We start from the raw sequence: 15,928 nt of genomic DNA on the forward strand, positions 1-15,928 counted from the left end.
TCACCGGCTCAACCGCTGGTAGCGGCGCACGGCCAGCGGGGCGAACGTCGCGATCAGCAGCACCGGCCACAGCACCGCCAACAGCATCGCGTGCTCGGCCGGCCAGGAGTCGCCGCCCAGGCCCGGGTTGCCGAACAGTTCACGGATCGCCGCGACGGTCGCCGACAACGGGTTCCACTCCGAGATCGTCCCGATGACCGGAGGCATCAGCTCCGGCGACACGAAGACGTTGGAGATCGCGCTCAACGGGAACGCCGCCGGAAAGACGATCACACCGACCGTCTCCGGGTTGCGGACCAGCAACGCCAGGTAGATCCCGACCCAGGTGATCGCGATTCGCAGCAGCAGGAGGAGACCGACGGCGAGCACCGCCTTGCCGACGCCCTGTCGCCACTGCCACCCGACGAGCAGGCCACACACCAGCAGGGTGGACATCTCCAGCAGTGCGCGCAGCAGGTCGGCGGCGCTGCGACCGGTCATCAGGGCGGACCGTGCCATCGGCATCGACCGGAACCGGTCGACCACGCCCCGGCTGAGGTCCAGCGCCACGCCGGTCGCGGTGGCCCCCAGCCCGTACAGCATCGTCATCACGAAGACCCCGGGTAGCAGGAACTCGCGGTAGCTGCCGCCACCCGCCACCTGCATGCCGCTGCCGAACACGTACCCGAAGACCAGCACGAACATGATCGGCAGCGAGAAGTAGAGGATCAGCTCCTCCGGCGCGCGGACCACGTGGGTCATGTTCCGCCTGGTCATCGTCCAGCCGTCGGCGATCACGGTGGTCATGCCATCTCCACAGTTCGTCCGGCCCCGACGGGCTCGCGGGCGTCGTCCGGCCGGTGCCCGGTCAGGTGCAGGAATGCCTCGTCCAACGTCGCGCGCCGCAGGCCGATGTCCTCGACCGCGATCCCGGCGTCGTCCAGCGCGCGAACCACGTCGACCAGGCCGGCGACGCGATCGACAACCGGCACGCTGAGCCGTCGGACCTCGCTGTCGAGTTCGGGCTCCGCGCCGCAGATCGACGCGACGAGGCGGGCAGCGCGGCTCAGCTCGGCCACGTCGCGGACCACCACCTCGATCCGGTCGCCGCCGGTCATCGCCTTGAGCTGGTCCGGTGAGCCCTCGGCCACCACCCGACCGGCGTCGATCACCGAGATCTGGTCGGCGAGCTGATCGGCCTCCTCCAGGTACTGCGTGGTGAGCAGCACAGTCGTCCCGTCCCGCACGAGACCACGGACCAGGTCCCACACCTGGTTGCGGCTGCGCGGGTCCAGGCCGGTCGTCGGTTCGTCCAGGAACAGCACCCGCGGCGTACGGATCAGGCTGGCGGCGAGGTCCAACCGGCGGCGCATCCCACCCGAGTACTCACCGGCGGACCGGCTCGCCGCCTCGTCCAGCCCGAACCGTTCCAGCAGCTCGCCGGCGCGTCGGCGGGCCTCCCGTCGGCCGAGCCGGAACAGCCGGCCGAACAGCTCCAGGTTCTGCCGGCCGCTGAGGATCTCGTCGACAGCCGCGTACTGCCCGGTCAGCCCGATCCGGGCGCGCACCTCTTCCGGCCGGCGCAGCACGTCGTACCCGGCCACTGTGGCTCGTCCCGTGTCGAAGCGCAGCAGCGTGGTGAGGATCCGTACGGCAGTCGTCTTGCCCGCGCCGTTCGGTCCCAGCAGTCCGTGGACAGTGCCGGGCGGCACCGTCAGGTCGAACGTGTCAAGCGCGCGGGTCGGGCCGTACCGCTTGCCCAGACCCTCGGCGACCACCTCGAATGTCGTCATGCCCCCACTGTGCGACCGGGCGCTGACGGGTCACGCACCGTCCGCTGACGGCGGCGCACCGACCTTCTCCGCCTCGGCGATCTCCTTCAGGACGAGAACGATCTCCGCACGGGCGGCGTCGCCGACGTACCAGCCGGTGAGGCCGCCGGTCAGCGCCTCCTCGCAGAACCGCCTCGCGGCGGCCAGGTCCCCGCGCACGCGGGCCACCTGGGCGAGACCGAGCCGGGCGCTGGCCACGAACTCGGGCGCGCCGCTGCGCTGCGCGAGGAGCAGCGCACCGGCGAAGTCGTCGTGCGCCGCCGCGAGGTCACCGGCGCGCAGCCTTATCTCCCCCCGGGTACGCAGCATGTCGGCCTGGTCGACGGCCGACCCGAGCGCCTCGACCAGTCCCATGGCCTCATCCATGTGGGCACCCGCCGTCTCCGGGTCGCCCTGCCAGGCGGCCAGTTCGCCGAGCGCACCGAGCGTGATCATGGTGCCCCACCGGTCCCCGGTGCTGCGGAAGCCGTCGAGCGCGGTGGCCAGCGCGGCCCGGGCCTGGTCCCACTGGCCGCTCCACATCAGCGCCGAGCCGCTGCCCATCGCGCCGAGCGCGTTGATCCACGGGTCCGGGCCGACCAGTCGTCGCAGCTCCCCCATCAGCTCGTCGACATCCTCGGCACCGCCGGACGGCGGCCCGGTCGAGATCCCCGACAGGTACAGCAGGAACGGCTGTCGGGGTGCCCGGTCCAGACTGCGGATCACGGACGACTGCGTCCCGAGGGAGGGCAGAGGGCCGGAGCCGGCTAGCGAGGCGTTGTAGACGCAGAGGGCGAACTCCTCACCCATCCCCGGCGGCGCGTCGGTGCCGAGCAGGTCGAGGACGTCCGCGGCGAGCCGCGCCCCCTCCCCGCGCATGCCGCGCAGCCACCAGTAGAACGACAGGGCCGCGACCATTCCGGCCGCGTCGGACGCGTCACCGGCGGCGGTGGCCCGGCGCAACGCCGCGTGCAGGTTGTCCCGCTCCGCGTCGAGCCGTCGCAGCCAGTGCAGTTGCTCCGCGCAGCGGAGGTGGTCGCTGGCGGTCCAGGCGAACTCCAGGAAGTACGCGGTGTGCGCGCGCCGGAGCTGGCCGGCCTCACCGGCCTCGGCGAGCCGCTCGGCGCAGAAGGCCCGAACCGTTTCGAGCATCCGGTACCGGCCACCGGTCATCTCCACGAAGGACTTGTCGACCAGCCCGGTGAGCGCGTCGACGAACTCGGCGGTGGGCAGGCCGCAGACACGCTCGGCCGCCTCCAGCGTGGCCCCACCGGCGAAGACTGTCAGCCGTCGGGCCACTTCCCGTTGGGCGTCGTCGAGCAGATCCCAACTCCACTCCACAACGGCCCGGAGGGTGCGGTGTCGCGGCGACGCGGCCCGGTTGCCAGTCGACAACAGCCGAAACCGGTCGTCGAGACGGGCGGCCACCTCGGCGACGGACAGCGCCCGCAGCCGCGCGGCGGCCAACTCGATGGCCAGCGGCAGCCCGTCCAGGCTGCGACAGATCCGCAACACCATCTCGACGTTGACCGGCGTGACGGTGAAGTCGGGCGCGACGTCGACGGCCCGCTGGACGAAGAGGCCGACCGCCGCGTACTCGTCGGCATCCAGCGCGGACGCGCCGAGTGGTGGCACTGCGAGCCCGGACAGCGGGCACAACGCCTCACCGGCCAGCCCCAGCGGCTCCCGACTGGTGGCCAGGACGCGCAACGCCGGGCACGCGCTCAGCAACCGGGCCGCCAGCCGGGCCGCGTCGACGAGGACGTGCTCACAGTTGTCGAGCACCAGCAGCAGTCGCCGCTCGGCGAGCGCCTCGACCAGCCGGTCGGTGGTCTGCCAGCCCGCCTCGGCCGGGGCGCGCAGGCCCGCGTCACGCAGGCCGAGCGCGCTCAGCACCGCCTGCGGAACGTCGGAACCATCGGCCAGCCCGGCCAGCTCGACGAAACGGACCTCCCCGTCGACCCGGCCCGCCGCCTCGATCGCCAGGCGCGTCTTGCCCGCGCCCCCGGGGCCGGTGAGGGTGACGAGCCGCCGCTCGCCGAGCAGGTCGCCGACGCGCTTGAGTTCCTCCTCCCGCCCGACGAAGGTGGTGAGTTGACTCGGCAGCACCGCCTCGGCGGGCCCGCGTTCCGCACCGCGCAGCACCGCGAGGTGGATCGCGGCCAGCTCCGCCGACGGGTCGACGCCGAGCTGCTCGGCCAGCGTGTGCCGGGCGTCCTCGAACTCGGCCAGCGCCTCGGCCGGCCGACCCAGGGCGGCCAGGGCACGCATGAGCTGGCCCCGCGAGCGCTCCCGCAGGGGATGCGCGACGACCAACTCCCGCAGCTCCGCGATCAGCGCGCTCTGTGCGCCCAACGCCAGGTCCGCCTCGACGCGATCCTCGATGGCGGCCAGCCGTAGCTCTTCCAACCGGGCCGCCTGCACGGGTGCGCCGGCAGGGCCGATGGCATCGGCGAGGGCGGGACCACGCCACAGCTCCAGCGCCTCGCGCAACACCGTCGCCGCCCGGGGCCAGTCGCCGTCGACGAGCGCACGGCGTCCCACCTCGGTGAGCCGTTCGAACCGGTACGCGTCGACATCCTCGGGATCCACGGCCAGGCGGTAACCGGCAGGGTGGAACTCGATCGGGTCGTGCCCGGCCGGCAGGGCATTGCGCAGCCGCGACACCTGGGACTGGAGCGCGTTGGCCGCACTCCGGGGCGGATGCTCCCCGTACAGGCCGTCGATCAAGCGGTCCGCGGAGACCACCCGGCCCGCATCGAGCAGGAGGAGCGCCAGCAGGGCGCGCAGCCGCGGACCGCCGACGGGGACCTCTCGCCCGTCGGCCAGCACGACCTGGGTAGGCCCCAGGATGCGGAAACGCATGCCATGGATTGTCGCCCACCGCCGGCCGGTTCCGGCCGCGCCGGGTGGCGTCAGCTCACCTCGCCGGGCCCGTCATGCCGGCGGGTCAGCTCCAGTTCGTCGGGTTGACCACCGTTTGTCGTCGAGGGCACTTCCCCGGCGGGCGGAACGGGATGTGCCGCGCCAACTCCGGAACCCGTCTGGCCCGGCACCGGCGGAGACGCCGCCGCTGGGGCGGGCACTCCCCCGTGGACCGACCCGGCCGGCCGAGGGATCGGGTGGGCCGGCGGGGCGCACTGCCGGGTCAGCCAGTCCAACCCGCGCCGCCGGGCGACGACTGTCAACCGGTCACCGGCGAAGATCACCTGCCGGGGATCGAGGTCCTTCCACCAGATCGTCTTCGCGCCGCCCGCCGGGGTGCGGGCGATCAACCGGACCTGCCCGTCCCGGTTGACCACGTCCAGCGGTCGACCGTCCAGCTCGGAGCCGGCGGCGACCGGCACCTCGGCGACCGGCAACGCGTGCCGGTCGACAGGGATCGTGGTGATCACGGCGCGTTCGGTGAGCGCCCCGATGAAGGCCGGGGCGGCCAGGTAGGAGACCGAGCGGGACACGCCGAGCGCGAAGGTCTCCTCCACCCGTTCGGCGAAGTCACCGTCGAAGAACCGAAGCACCACGCGCAGGTCGGCGCGGAGGTCGCGGGCAGCGAGCGCCGCCTCCAGGTTGGCCACGTCGTCGGTGGACGCCACCACCAGCGCCTGGCAGTCGGCCACCGAGGCGGCGACAAGTGTCTCCGGCAACGCGGCGTCGCCGACGATCAGCGGCACCTCCAGTTGGCGGGCCAGGGCGGCGCCGCGCGGCTCCGGATCCTTGTCGATCGCCACCACCTCGACGTCGTACTCGCGTAGCTGTGCCATCACCCGGGTGCCGACATTGCCCAGGCCGATAACCACCACGTGCCCGACCCGAGCGGGTTGCAGGCGGCCGGTGTGCAGGGCCAGCCGGGCGTTGACGATGCCGTCCACCACGACGGCGGTGATCAGTGGGATCAGCGCCAACCCGGCCAGGTTGAGCACCACCTGCATGATCTGGGCGTCCGCCGCCTTTGTGGTGTCCGGGTCGGCGCCGCTGAGCGTGGTGACAAGCGTCAGGTACAACGCCTCCAGCGGGGAGACGTCCTCGGCCCGGGAGATCAGCGCCCCCAGCACCGCGATCAGCGCCAGCACCGCCATCACCGCGATGCCGATCTTGCGGGTGGCGAAGCCACGTACCGCTCCCAGCACCACAGCTACCGGACGACGCCGCCGACGTGCCCGGACCAACCGGCGGGCGGCGACCTCGGTGCCCGGCGGCTGACCTGTCGCCTCGGCGAGCACCAGGTCGGCGCCGGCCTGCTCGGCCGGCAGCAGCTCCACCCCCTGCGCCTCGCTGAGGTGCGCCAACGCGCAGACCACGTCCTGCGGTCGGACGTCGGCCCGCCGCGCCACCCGCAGCGTCTTGTCCCGGTGCTGGAAGGAACTCGGGTCGACCTCGTTGAGCGCGGCGGCCACGAAGGCCGGCGCGGCCATCTCGGCGTCGGAGAGCACCTCGACAGGGGCCTTGAGCAGCTTGCGTACGCCGTCGGCGAGGGTGCCGTTGAACATCCGCAGCACCTGGCGGACCCGATGGTCGACGGCCTGGGCGCAGAGGGCGGCGTGCAGGTTGCCCACGTCGTCCTGGTGCAACAGGGCCAGCCCGGTCGCGCCGGCCAGACCGGCGGCCTCGAAGGTGGCCACGTCCAGTCGGTCCGAGCGGACCACCCGGACGCCGCGCAGCCCGGCCACGTCCGGCCCGTTGCTGCGGTAACGCTCCGGCACCACGACTGTCACCCGAGCCCCACCGGCCGGCAGCTCGGATTCGAGCATCGCCCGGGCCACGTAGTAGGCGAGCGCGTCCTTGCCACAGATCACGTAGTGCGGGCGCGGATCACCGACGGATCGCAGCCGCCAGTTCCACTCGACCGCCCGTCGCGCCCGGTCCCGCCACGGCTCCGCCATGCCCGGATCGTAATCAGCACGGCCACGGTGGGCGACCCCGTCCGGATCATCCCGTGGCCAGGTATGTCCGCCCCGGCGACGGGTAGAGCAGCGACATGCAGACGTTCCTCCCGTACCCGGGCTTTCTGGCCAGCGCCCGCACGCTGGACCAGAAGCGACTCGGCAAGCAACGGGTGGAGGCCATCCAGGTGCTGCGTGGACTCACCCGACCCGGGTACGGCTGGCGTAACCACCCGGCGGTGAAGATGTGGGCCGGGTACGAGGAGGCCCTCGTCCGCTACGGGCTGGACATGTGCGCGGTCTGGACGGAACCGGGGCGGGCCGACACCTGCGCCACCACGATGACAGTCGACCTCGCCGCCGCCTGCGGGGCCGGAGTGATCCGAACCCAGGACGAGCTGGCCCGAGCCGGTGAGCTGCCACCGTGGCTGGGCCGCGACGACCTGCACCTGAGTCACCGCTCCTCGCTGCTGCGCAAGGACCCGACGCACTACCGCCCGCTGTTCGGCGACGACGTGCCGGAGGATCTGGAGTACGTCTGGCCGGCCTCCGACCGCCCCCGCCGTTGCTTACCGGCCGACTGAGCTGAGGTGGGGCAGACTGGGTCCATGGCGCTGTCGCAAGTGGTAGGTCGACTGATCGGCGTACGGCAGCACCAGGTGGACCCGGGCGGCGGTGGCGCCGACCGCGTGCCGCGACCGACCACGGCGCTGGTGGTGGGCGGCGGCATCGCCGGGATGTCGGCGGCGGTGGTGTTGGCCGAGCGGGGTGTGGCGGTCACGGTGCTGGAGGCGGCACCCACGCTCGGTGGTCGACTGGGCGCCTGGCCGGAGGCGCTCGCCGACGGTCACCAGCAGAACGAGCACGGTTTCCACGCGTTCTTCCGGCAGTACTACAACTGGCGGTCCATCCTCCGCCGGATCGACGCTGATCTGGGTTTCCTCAAGCCGATTCCTGGCTATCCGATTCTCAGCGAGCAGTGGCCGACCGAGGAGTTCGGCAGGTTGCCGCCCGCACCGCCGGCGAACCTGCTGGCTCTGCTGCTGCGCAGCCCCAGCCTGCGCCTGGCCGACCTGCGACTGATGGACCGGGACGCGGCGCTGCCGCTGCTCAGCTACGACCCGGTGCGCACCTACGCCGACCTGGACGACACCACAGCCGACGAGTTGCTGGCGTCGCTGCGACTGCCGGACCGGGCGCGGGCGATGCTGTTCGAGGTCTTCTCGCACTCGTTCTTCAACCACGAGGCGGAGATGTCGGCCGCCGAGATGGTCGCCCAGTTCCACTTCTATCTGCTCGGCAACCCGGAAGGGCTGGCCTTCGACTGCCCCGACGAGGACTACGCCACGGCGATCTGGGAGCCGCTGACCCGGCACGTGGAGAAGCACGGCGGCCGGGTCCTCACCAACTGCGCCGCCACCGGAGTGCACAGCGACGCCGAGGGCTGGCGGGTGACGACCACCGACGGCGGCAGCCATCCGGCGGGTCACATCGTGCTCGCCGTCGACCCGCCAGCGCTCGCCGCGCTGGTGGCGGCCTCCCCGGACCTGGCCGAGCAGGCACCCGAGCTGACGGCACGGATGCCGGCCTTCGGCACCCCCGGCCCGCCGTACGCTGTGGCGCGGTACTGGTGTGACGGGGACGTGGCCGCCGAGCGGGCGGTGTTCAGCGGCGTGTCCCGTCAGCCCACTCTGGATTCGGTGACGCTCTACCACCGGTTGGAGAACGAGCCGCGGCGCTGGGCACAGCAGACCGGCGGGTCGGTCGTCGAGCTGCACGCGTACGCCTGCGAGCCCGGCGTGCCGGCCGAGGAGCTGGCCGAGCGGATGCGCCGCGAGCTGGTCGCGCTCTGGCCGGAGGCCGCCGACCTGCGGGTCCGCGAGCTGCGGGCCCGGGTGGAGGCGCAGGCGCCGGCGTTCACGCCGGGCAGCCACGCCTGGCGACCGGGGGTACGCACCGACGCGAACGGCATCTACCTGGCCGGCGACGGCATCGCCACGGACTTCCCGAGCGCGTTGATGGAACGCTCGGCCGCCACCGGCATCATCGCCGCGAACCACATCCTGCGCGCCGTGGGTGGCGCGGCCGAGCCGGTGCGCTCGATCCGACCGCGTGGGCTGCTGGCCGGTCGCACCAGGCCAAATCGACAAAACACAACATAAGCCACCGTACGCTGCCGTACGCTCGAATGATCAACCGTCGATCGGCCGGGCGGGAGGGCAGCGGGAGATGTCACCACTGCACCGCGTCGGCGCGGAGAACGGTTCGTCCCTCGACGAGATCGGCCGCGACGACGCGTACCCGCTGATCCACGACGAGCGCGCCTGCATCGTCACCGCGCTACGGCTGGGCTGGTGGATGGCGGACGCCTACCACCACGGACAACACGCGGAGCCCCGCGCCTTCGTCGAGGCCCGCCCTGCCGTACCGCCGGCCAAACTCTCCAACCTCACCGAGATGTCCGCCCACCGTCGGATGCGGATGTACCTCGACGGGGTGGACGTCGCTCTGGCCCAGATCGCCGACCTCACCCGGCACACCGGGCCGGTACCCGACACGTCGGCCGCCCGAGCCCTGCTCCCCGACCTGGGCCAGCCCGAACCCGCCGATCCGGTGCCGCTGCTGCTCGCCCTCGACGACCTCAACGTGGAGGTGCTGCGCTGGGCGATGGCCGCCAACCACCGGGTCGGGCTGGCCTACCGACTGGGCCGATCAGTGGCCGACACCGTCCGAGCCGGCGACGTCACGCAGTTGCTGCGACAGTTCGGCGGCCGGCAGGTCCAGATCAGCCGATGGCTGGACGAGCTGGCCAGCGTGTTGCCGCCGTACTCGGCAGCAGTGGTGCGCCGCTCGATGGCCGCCTGGGCGAGCGCTGTCGACAGCGCCGGCCACGGGGACCCGACCGAGCCGACGCCCGCCACCCTGAGCCGGGCGCTGCGCGGTCAGGGTGACCTCTGGCGCGACGTGCTCACCGGCGGCCTGCACCCGCGCGACCTGCTCGACGAGGAGGACTACGCGGTGATCGCCAGGAACCTGATCATCCGGGACCGGCGACTGGTGGCGCAGGCGGCCCGGGGCATCTTCTGGCCGGTGCTCGTACCCCTGCTGCTTGTGCTCTTCGCTGTCGTCGGGGTGAGTGCCGCCGCTGCCGCCGGCTCACCGACCACCCGGGCAACCGTCGCCCTGGTGGGCCTCGGCGCCGGGCTGGCAGCGATCTGGCGGTCGGTCTCCGGGCCCGCCCTCGCGGTAGCCGGTGAGGTCAACCGGCCGTTGCTGGACAGCGAACTCACCGCGCGGATGGCCCTGCGGCTGAACCGTCCGCTGACCACGGCCCAGGTCTCGGCGAAGGCAGCTCCCCGCACCCGCCGCCAGCGGCGTCCCGAGGAGACCAGCCGATCGAAATACGTTGCCCGTGTGTCCCGGGTCGACCTACCGTGAGCGCGCACTGTCAACCACCACCGCAGGAGCAGCTCATGACGATGTGGCACGTCAGCACCGTGCTGTCGACGCTGCCCGGTGACTGTCACCGAGCGGAAGGTCCCCGGGCGGGCCGGCCCGACTGACGCGTACCCGAACGCGCTGAGCCGCCCCGTCCGACAGCCGGACCGGGCGGCTTCCTGCTGTCCGTCCTGGCGTCGCCCTGTTCGTCGTCGCTCTGTTCGTCGTCGCTCTGTTCGTCGTCGTCTTGTTCGTCACCAGCACGGAGGGAGATCCCGGTGGACGCCGTCCTCGTCATCAACGCCGACCTCGGCCCGCTGCACCGGGTCACCGTTCAACACGCTGTCCGCATGCTCTGCCGTCGGGTGGCCGAGATCCACGAGGCCGAGCCGGACCGGGTGATCGGGGTCTTCCCGATGCCCCGGGTGGTGCGGCTGGTCCGCTTCGTGGTCACCCGCTGGAGGTTCAACTCCGGGCCGGCCTGGTCGCGCGCCGGTGTGCTGCGCCGCGACGACCGGTGCTGCGCGTACTGCGGCGGCCCGGCCTCCACCATCGACCACATCCTGCCCCGCTCGCGCGGCGGCCGGAACACCTGGCGGAACACCACCGCCGCCTGCTACGCCTGCAACCAGCGCAAGGGGGACCGGACGCCCACGGAGGCGGGCATGCCGCTGCGCCGTGAACCGGTGAACCCGGGCTGGGCGGCGCTGGCCGGGCGGTGACGGACCGGCCGGCGGGAACGGGGGGCCGCGTCCCGGGTACGTCCCGGGCGCGGCACCCGCCGGCCCCCGATCAGGGAGCGCGTTCCTTCACCCTCGACTTCAGCTGGCCACTGGGGCACTGCACCCGGATCTCGCTGCGGTGCTCCGCGGAGGTCAGCTCGACCACTATCTGCCTAGCCGGCCCCGGGTCGTACGCCTCGACCCGGAAATCGGGCGCAAGCACCACAGTGAGCACCTCGACCGACTTTCCCACGCAGCGAGCGGTGACAGTCCCGCCGCGCGCGTCGACGGGGACACCGGCGGCAGCCGTGGGAGTCGGCGCGGCAGTGGTCGGGATCGGGCCGGAAGTCGCCGCCGTCGGGCCCGGGAGCACCGTCCCGCGCGGACCGGTCGGAGGGATGATCCGGGTAGCGGACGGTGTGTGAGTGGTCGGCGGCACGGCGATTGGTCCGGGATCGGCCGGCTCCTCGATGCGGGGCATCCCCACGGTGGTGGTGCCCGGGCCGCTGCCGGTCGGCCCGGCGCTCTGCCCCTGTCGACGATTGCTGAAGTCACCGAGCGAGCCGGCGAGCGCCACAGCGGCGATCACCGCTCCGCCGACAGTCAGAATGGCTCGCCCCCGACGCCACGGCCCGCGCCTCACCCGCGCCGCCGAATCGCCGCTCGGCGCGCCCCCGGCCTGCCCGGCCCCGGCCGGCTCGGTGCCGGCCTGCTCGGCTCCGGCCTGCTCGGTGCCGGCCTGCTCGGCTCCGGCCTGCTCGGTGCCGGCCTGCTCGGTGCCGGCCTGCTCGGTGCCGGCCTGCTCGGTGCCGGCCTGCCCGGCAGTTGTTGCGGCACCGGTCTGCTCGGTGACGTTTGCCGCCGGGGCAGCGGCAACGGCAGCCGCCTCGGGGGCCGCCCCGCTCGCGGCGGCGAGCAATATGCGGGCCGCGTCCGCGGCCGACGGCCGGTCGGCCGGGTCGCCGGCCAGGCACCAGCGGTAGAGCCGGTGCACCTCGGGCGGTACACCGTCGATCGGGGGCAGCGGGTCCGGCTCGACGTGCGTGTGCGCGCGGAACATGGCGGTCCGCGCCTCGGCAGGCCACGGCAACCGGCTGGTGAGCACCCGGTACAGCAGCAGGCCGAGGGCGTACACGTCGCTGGCCGGCAGCACCTCGCCGGCCTGCAACCGCTCCGGCGCCAGGTACGCCGGCGTGCCCAGCAGCCGCCCCTCGAAGTCGATCTCCGGCGCGCCGGCGGCTGCCGCGATGCCGAAGTCGAGCACCTTCGCGCCGGTCGGCGTGAGCATCACATTGCTCGGCTTGATGTCGCGGTGCACCAACCCCTGCTCATGCGCGGCGGCGAGGGCAGAGGCCACCTCCGCGCACACCCGTAGACCCGCGCGCGGCGGCAACGGCCCGGCCACCAACCGGTGTTCGAGGGTGTGACCGCCGAGCAACTCCATCACCACGAACGGAACCTGGACACCGTCCAGCGCCGATTCGCCGTAGTCGTAGACGCTTGTGACGTGGGGATGCGACAGCCGGGCCGCGGCCTTTGCCTCGCCTCGGATCCGCTGTGGGGCATTGGTGTCCGAGGTGACCAGCACCTTCACCGCCACGTCCCGTTCGAGCACCTCGTCGTACGCCCGATGCACCGCCGACATGCCACCACTGCCGAGGCGCTCCAGGAGCCGATAGCGGCCCGCAAGCAACTGATCACGCTGCACGACGGACAGCCTGCCGTACCGGCCTGAGGATCGGGTACCCGGGATCGAAATCTCGCGATGAGTGGGACCGGTGTGCGGCTACCGTCCGCCCAGATCCGGGTGGTCCCGCAGGAACGCCTCGCCCCGGCGGGCGTTTCGCAGGACCGACACGCTCAGCACTGTCCAGATCAGCAGCAGCAACCCGCCGATCACCGCGAAGAACGGCGCGAACCCCAGGAATGCCTGACCGACGCTCGTCATCGCCAATCCGGCGACCAGTACTACAAACCAGCGCTGGTCGGTGAACTGTCGGGCGGTCTCCACGAGGAGGGCCGGGTCTTCGTCGGCCTCGGGCGTGCCGCGTCGAACCTGCCGCGCCAGCCGCCGACGGTGCGACCAGCTCAAGGCAAGAATCAGACGGAGTCGCCGTTGCTTCTGTCCGGCCCGGTCCGGATTCATCGCTGTCGCGTCCATAGTGGCCTCCTGAGCACCGCGTGGATCGGGAGCTACCCATCCGGCGCCGGATGGGCGCAGAGGAAGACCTTGGCCAGACGGGCATCACGAAAGGAGAACGCGACGGCACCGACGCCCAGCGCCGCCAGTACGGCGAAGAGACCGGTGAACAGCGGTGTGAACTTCAGCAGCGCCTGACCAAAGCTGGTGATCACGAAACCGACCAGCATCAGCGAATACCAACTTTGGTTGATCATCATCCGCGCGGTGTCCCGGAGTAGTCCGAAGTCCGCCTCGTCCTGCGGCGCGCACCGCCTGACCTGTTGCTGCAGGCTCCGGCTGTCCGACGGGCTCAGCCGCCGCAGCGACGACTCCCGGTCGGCGCGGAACCGGCCGCTGCGCACCAGCCAGACGATCGTGGCGATCGTCAGGGCGAGCCCGGCGAGTTGCAGGACGCCGCCGAGAGTGTTCGCCCAGGCCGGCGGCTCACCGTCGAGGATTTCGGTGTCGCGGCCAACCACGACCGCGCCGACGATGACGGCGGCCGCCAGAACCGACAGCAGTACCACGAGCACCAGCCGCCGACGACTGCGGCTCTGCGGTGAAGTCACCATCTCCATGAAGGCCCCCGCCCCTGGTTGGTCCCGGGATACCCATCGATGGTCGTACGACAAACGCGATCAGCTGTCTCGCCCCCGGGTCCCCGCGTTGTCATGGCACCCGCGGAGGCCGAGGCGCTCAGTCGTCGGTCGGTGGCCGCCAGGCGAAGCGGGGCTGTCGGCGTTCGGCGATCGCCGCCACCCCCTCCCGGGCCTCACCGGTCGTCGTCACCTTCCGGTGCCACCAGGCGATCCGCGCGGCCTCGGCGCGCTCGTCGATGATCTCCTTCGCGGCGGCGATGCTCAGCGGGGATCGCTGGGCGATCGTCGCGGTCAGTTCGTCCACCCGTCCGGCGAGCCGGTCGGCCGGCAGCAGCTCGTCGACCAGGCCGATCCGCAGGGCGCGCTCGGCGTCTATCAGCTCGGCGGTGAACAGCAGAAGCTTGGCGGCGGACGGGCCGACCAGCCGGGCCAGCCGGCGCGTCGTCGGTGCCGGATAGACCAGCCCGAGGCGGGCCGGCGGTACGCCGAAACGGGCGTCGTCGGCAGCGATCCGCAGGTCGCAGGCGACCGCGAGTTGAGCCCCACCGCCGACGCAGGCACCCCGGATGGCCGCGATTGTCGGCTTGGCGAACCGCGCGAGCCGTTCCTCGGCGGCCACCGCGATGCTGGCGTCACCGGCGTCCAGCAACTCGGCCAGGTCACCGAGGTCGGCACCCGCGCAGAAGGCGTCACCGGCGCCGGTCAGCACCAACGCCCGTACGTCGGGGTCGGGCTCCAGCCGGTCGAGCAGTTCGGGGAGCTGACGCCACATGGCAGCGGTCATCGCGTTGCGCCGGGCCGGGTTGCTGATGACAACTGTGGCGACCGGCCCGGTCACCTCGACCGTCAACTCCGCGTCCGACACGTCCGCTCCTTTCCCGCGCCACCTGGAGCGACGCCGCCGATCTGGCCGTCGACGCCGCGCGCCGGTGCGGCGACCATAGCGAAGACGACCGGTCGGACCCGGCGCGGGCGCGGACGGGGGAACCACCGGTTGGGCTCGCGCGTCCGACGGAGATGAGACCCGCATCGACGACAGTCGTCACGGCCGCGCTCCTGGGCGCGCTCCTGACCGGTTGCACCAGCGTCGACCGAGCCCCCACCACCACCCCTGCCGAGCCCTCGGCCACCACAGCTACCGGCCCGGCCGCCCCGGCCACCGGCACCGCGCAGCCGACCACCGCCCCCACTGTCAGCGCCGGGGCCAGCGGTGTGGCCCCCCGAGTGGCGTTGCGAATCTCCGGCGGCTTCGCTGGGCGCGGGGACTCCATCGTCGTCGAGCCGGACGGTCAGTGGACAGTGACGGACCGGGCCGGCAGCCGCCGCAACGGCCGGCTAACCCCTGCCGATCAGGGCATCCTGGCAGGGTTGGCCGCCGACTCCAGGCTCGCCACCGAGGCACGGCGGCCGACCACAGCGACCAACTGCTCGGACGCGATGCACTACCGCCTCACCGTGGCCAGCAACGACACCGGGTACGCCGACTGCCCGGCCGACGGGACCCCGCCGCCGGCCACCCAGGCGGTGGTCAAGCTGCTCCTGCGGGCCACCGGCTCCTACGTCAGATAGTCCGGGGGCAGGCCGGTGGCCCGCAGCTCCGGCGGTAGGTGGGCCACGTCGTTGACGGCGACCAGATTCGGCGGGCCGCCCGCGCTGTACCGGATGACGGTCAGCCCCGCGTTGTGCGAGTTGAAACCCAGCCACCGCCACTCCGGAGCGTCGAGGGCGTGCCGCACCAGCCAGGCGATCAGGAAGCTGTGCGTCACGACCAACTCGCGGACCGGTTCGCCACCGGCGGGACCCTCAGCGACCGGGCCGGCGAACCGCCGCACCGCGTCCGCCGTCACCCGCGGCCCGTCGACACGCTCGGCCGCCGAGAACTGGGTCAGAAATTCGGCGTACGCGGGCGGCAGGCCAGCCGGATCCGTGTCGTGTGGGAGGTGGTCACCGGCCAGCTCCGTCTCGTACACCGGAACGTCGGGCAGCGACTTGGCGACCAGCTCGGCGGTCTGCGCGGCCCGGCGCAGCGGCCCGTGGTGGACGGCGGCGAACCGCCGGGCCCGTAGGCGTTCGCCCAGCAGGGTGGCCTGCCGTCGGCCGCGCTCCGACAGGCCGGTGTCCGGTTCGCCGGCATCGGGCCCACTCGGCTCGGAGAGATCCTGCTCGGCGTGTCGGGTCAGGTACAGCAAACGGGTCACCATGACCCCCACCTCAACACACCGGGAGGTACGAGTTCGACCCGCACCTCCCGGCCTGCGGCAGTCGGCTCAGTCGACCCGGCCGGACACCGCCCGTACCACGGGAAACGCCACGGCCT

14 protein-coding genes are annotated in these 15,928 nt (G+C 72.6%); 5 read left to right on the forward strand and 9 right to left on the reverse strand.

The genetic code is table 11. The features are described from left to right. Genes AB0K35_RS07680 through AB0K35_RS07695 form a run of 4 tightly spaced genes read right to left on the reverse strand, consistent with a single transcriptional unit; the run spans window position 1 to window position 6,670 of the window. Entirely contained in the window at window positions 1–786 is a 786-nt protein-coding gene (locus AB0K35_RS07680) for an ABC transporter permease (RefSeq protein ID WP_363884275.1), read from the reverse strand. Beyond that, on the reverse strand, window positions 783–1,772 hold the full coding sequence (locus AB0K35_RS07685; protein ID WP_363884277.1) for an ATP-binding cassette domain-containing protein: 990 nt from the start codon (window positions 1,770–1,772) through the stop codon (window positions 783–785). Before AB0K35_RS07685 ends, AB0K35_RS07680 begins: the two co-directional genes overlap by 4 nt. 30 nt (window positions 1,773–1,802) lie before the next feature. Then, a complete protein-coding gene (locus tag AB0K35_RS07690) occupies window positions 1,803–4,655 on the reverse strand; it encodes a BTAD domain-containing putative transcriptional regulator (protein ID WP_363884279.1) in 2,853 nt (950 codons plus the stop codon). 50 nt (window positions 4,656–4,705) lie between these two features. Then, window positions 4,706–6,670 (reverse strand): NAD-binding protein, encoded by a 1,965-nt coding sequence (locus AB0K35_RS07695; RefSeq protein ID WP_363884281.1) that lies wholly within the window; start codon window positions 6,668–6,670, stop codon window positions 4,706–4,708. Window positions 6,671–6,765: 95 nt separating this feature from the next. On the opposite strand from AB0K35_RS07695, the gene AB0K35_RS07700 reads away from it, so the two are divergent. The 4 genes from AB0K35_RS07700 to AB0K35_RS07715 all read left to right on the forward strand — a co-directional run bounded on the left by AB0K35_RS07700 (window position 6,766) and on the right by AB0K35_RS07715 (window position 10,830). Next, a complete protein-coding gene (locus tag AB0K35_RS07700) occupies window positions 6,766–7,254 on the forward strand; it encodes an MSMEG_6728 family protein (protein ID WP_091403045.1) in 489 nt (162 codons plus the stop codon). Window positions 7,255–7,278: 24 nt separating this feature from the next. Next, complete coding sequence (locus AB0K35_RS07705; protein ID WP_363884283.1) at window positions 7,279–8,832, forward strand: FAD-dependent oxidoreductase; 1,554 nt, start codon at window positions 7,279–7,281, stop codon at window positions 8,830–8,832. Between the two features lie 67 nt (window positions 8,833–8,899). After that, entirely contained in the window at window positions 8,900–10,108 is a 1,209-nt protein-coding gene (locus tag AB0K35_RS07710; RefSeq protein ID WP_363884285.1) for a hypothetical protein, read from the forward strand. A gap of 278 nt (window positions 10,109–10,386) precedes the next feature. After that, complete coding sequence (locus AB0K35_RS07715) at window positions 10,387–10,830, forward strand: HNH endonuclease (protein ID WP_238667054.1); 444 nt, start codon at window positions 10,387–10,389, stop codon at window positions 10,828–10,830. A 70-nt stretch (window positions 10,831–10,900) separates the two neighbouring features. Here the strand turns inward: AB0K35_RS07715 and AB0K35_RS07720 are convergent, their stop codons facing one another. The 4 genes from AB0K35_RS07720 to AB0K35_RS07735 all read right to left on the reverse strand — a co-directional run bounded on the left by AB0K35_RS07720 (window position 10,901) and on the right by AB0K35_RS07735 (window position 14,476). Then, on the reverse strand, window positions 10,901–12,538 hold the full coding sequence (locus tag AB0K35_RS07720; protein WP_363884287.1) for a serine/threonine-protein kinase: 1,638 nt from the start codon (window positions 12,536–12,538) through the stop codon (window positions 10,901–10,903). Between the two features lie 78 nt (window positions 12,539–12,616). Continuing rightward, on the reverse strand, window positions 12,617–12,991 hold the full coding sequence (locus AB0K35_RS07725; RefSeq protein WP_238667056.1) for a hypothetical protein: 375 nt from the start codon (window positions 12,989–12,991) through the stop codon (window positions 12,617–12,619). A 32-nt stretch (window positions 12,992–13,023) separates the two neighbouring features. Next, the gene (locus tag AB0K35_RS07730) at window positions 13,024–13,590 is read right to left on the reverse strand and encodes a hypothetical protein (RefSeq protein ID WP_238667057.1); all 567 of its coding nucleotides are present in this window, start codon (window positions 13,588–13,590) and stop codon (window positions 13,024–13,026) included. A gap of 118 nt (window positions 13,591–13,708) precedes the next feature. Then, window positions 13,709–14,476 carry an enoyl-CoA hydratase/isomerase family protein gene (locus tag AB0K35_RS07735; protein ID WP_238667058.1) on the reverse strand — a complete coding sequence of 256 codons (768 nt, stop codon included), beginning with the start codon at window positions 14,474–14,476 and terminating at the stop codon, window positions 13,709–13,711. Between the two features lie 152 nt (window positions 14,477–14,628). Between AB0K35_RS07735 and AB0K35_RS07740 the strand changes: the two genes are divergently transcribed. After that, complete coding sequence (locus AB0K35_RS07740; protein ID WP_363884290.1) at window positions 14,629–15,180, forward strand: hypothetical protein; 552 nt, start codon at window positions 14,629–14,631, stop codon at window positions 15,178–15,180. On the opposite strand, the gene AB0K35_RS07745 is transcribed toward AB0K35_RS07740, so the two are convergent. Continuing rightward, on the reverse strand, window positions 15,168–15,812 hold the full coding sequence (locus AB0K35_RS07745; RefSeq protein WP_238667061.1) for a histidine phosphatase family protein: 645 nt from the start codon (window positions 15,810–15,812) through the stop codon (window positions 15,168–15,170). The genes AB0K35_RS07740 and AB0K35_RS07745 overlap by 13 nt on opposite strands. Window positions 15,813–15,928: the final 116 nt, after the last annotated feature.

The organism is Micromonospora sp. NPDC053740 (assembly GCF_040677775.1).
Classification (GTDB): Bacteria; Actinomycetota; Actinomycetes; order Mycobacteriales; family Micromonosporaceae; genus Micromonospora; species Micromonospora alfalfae.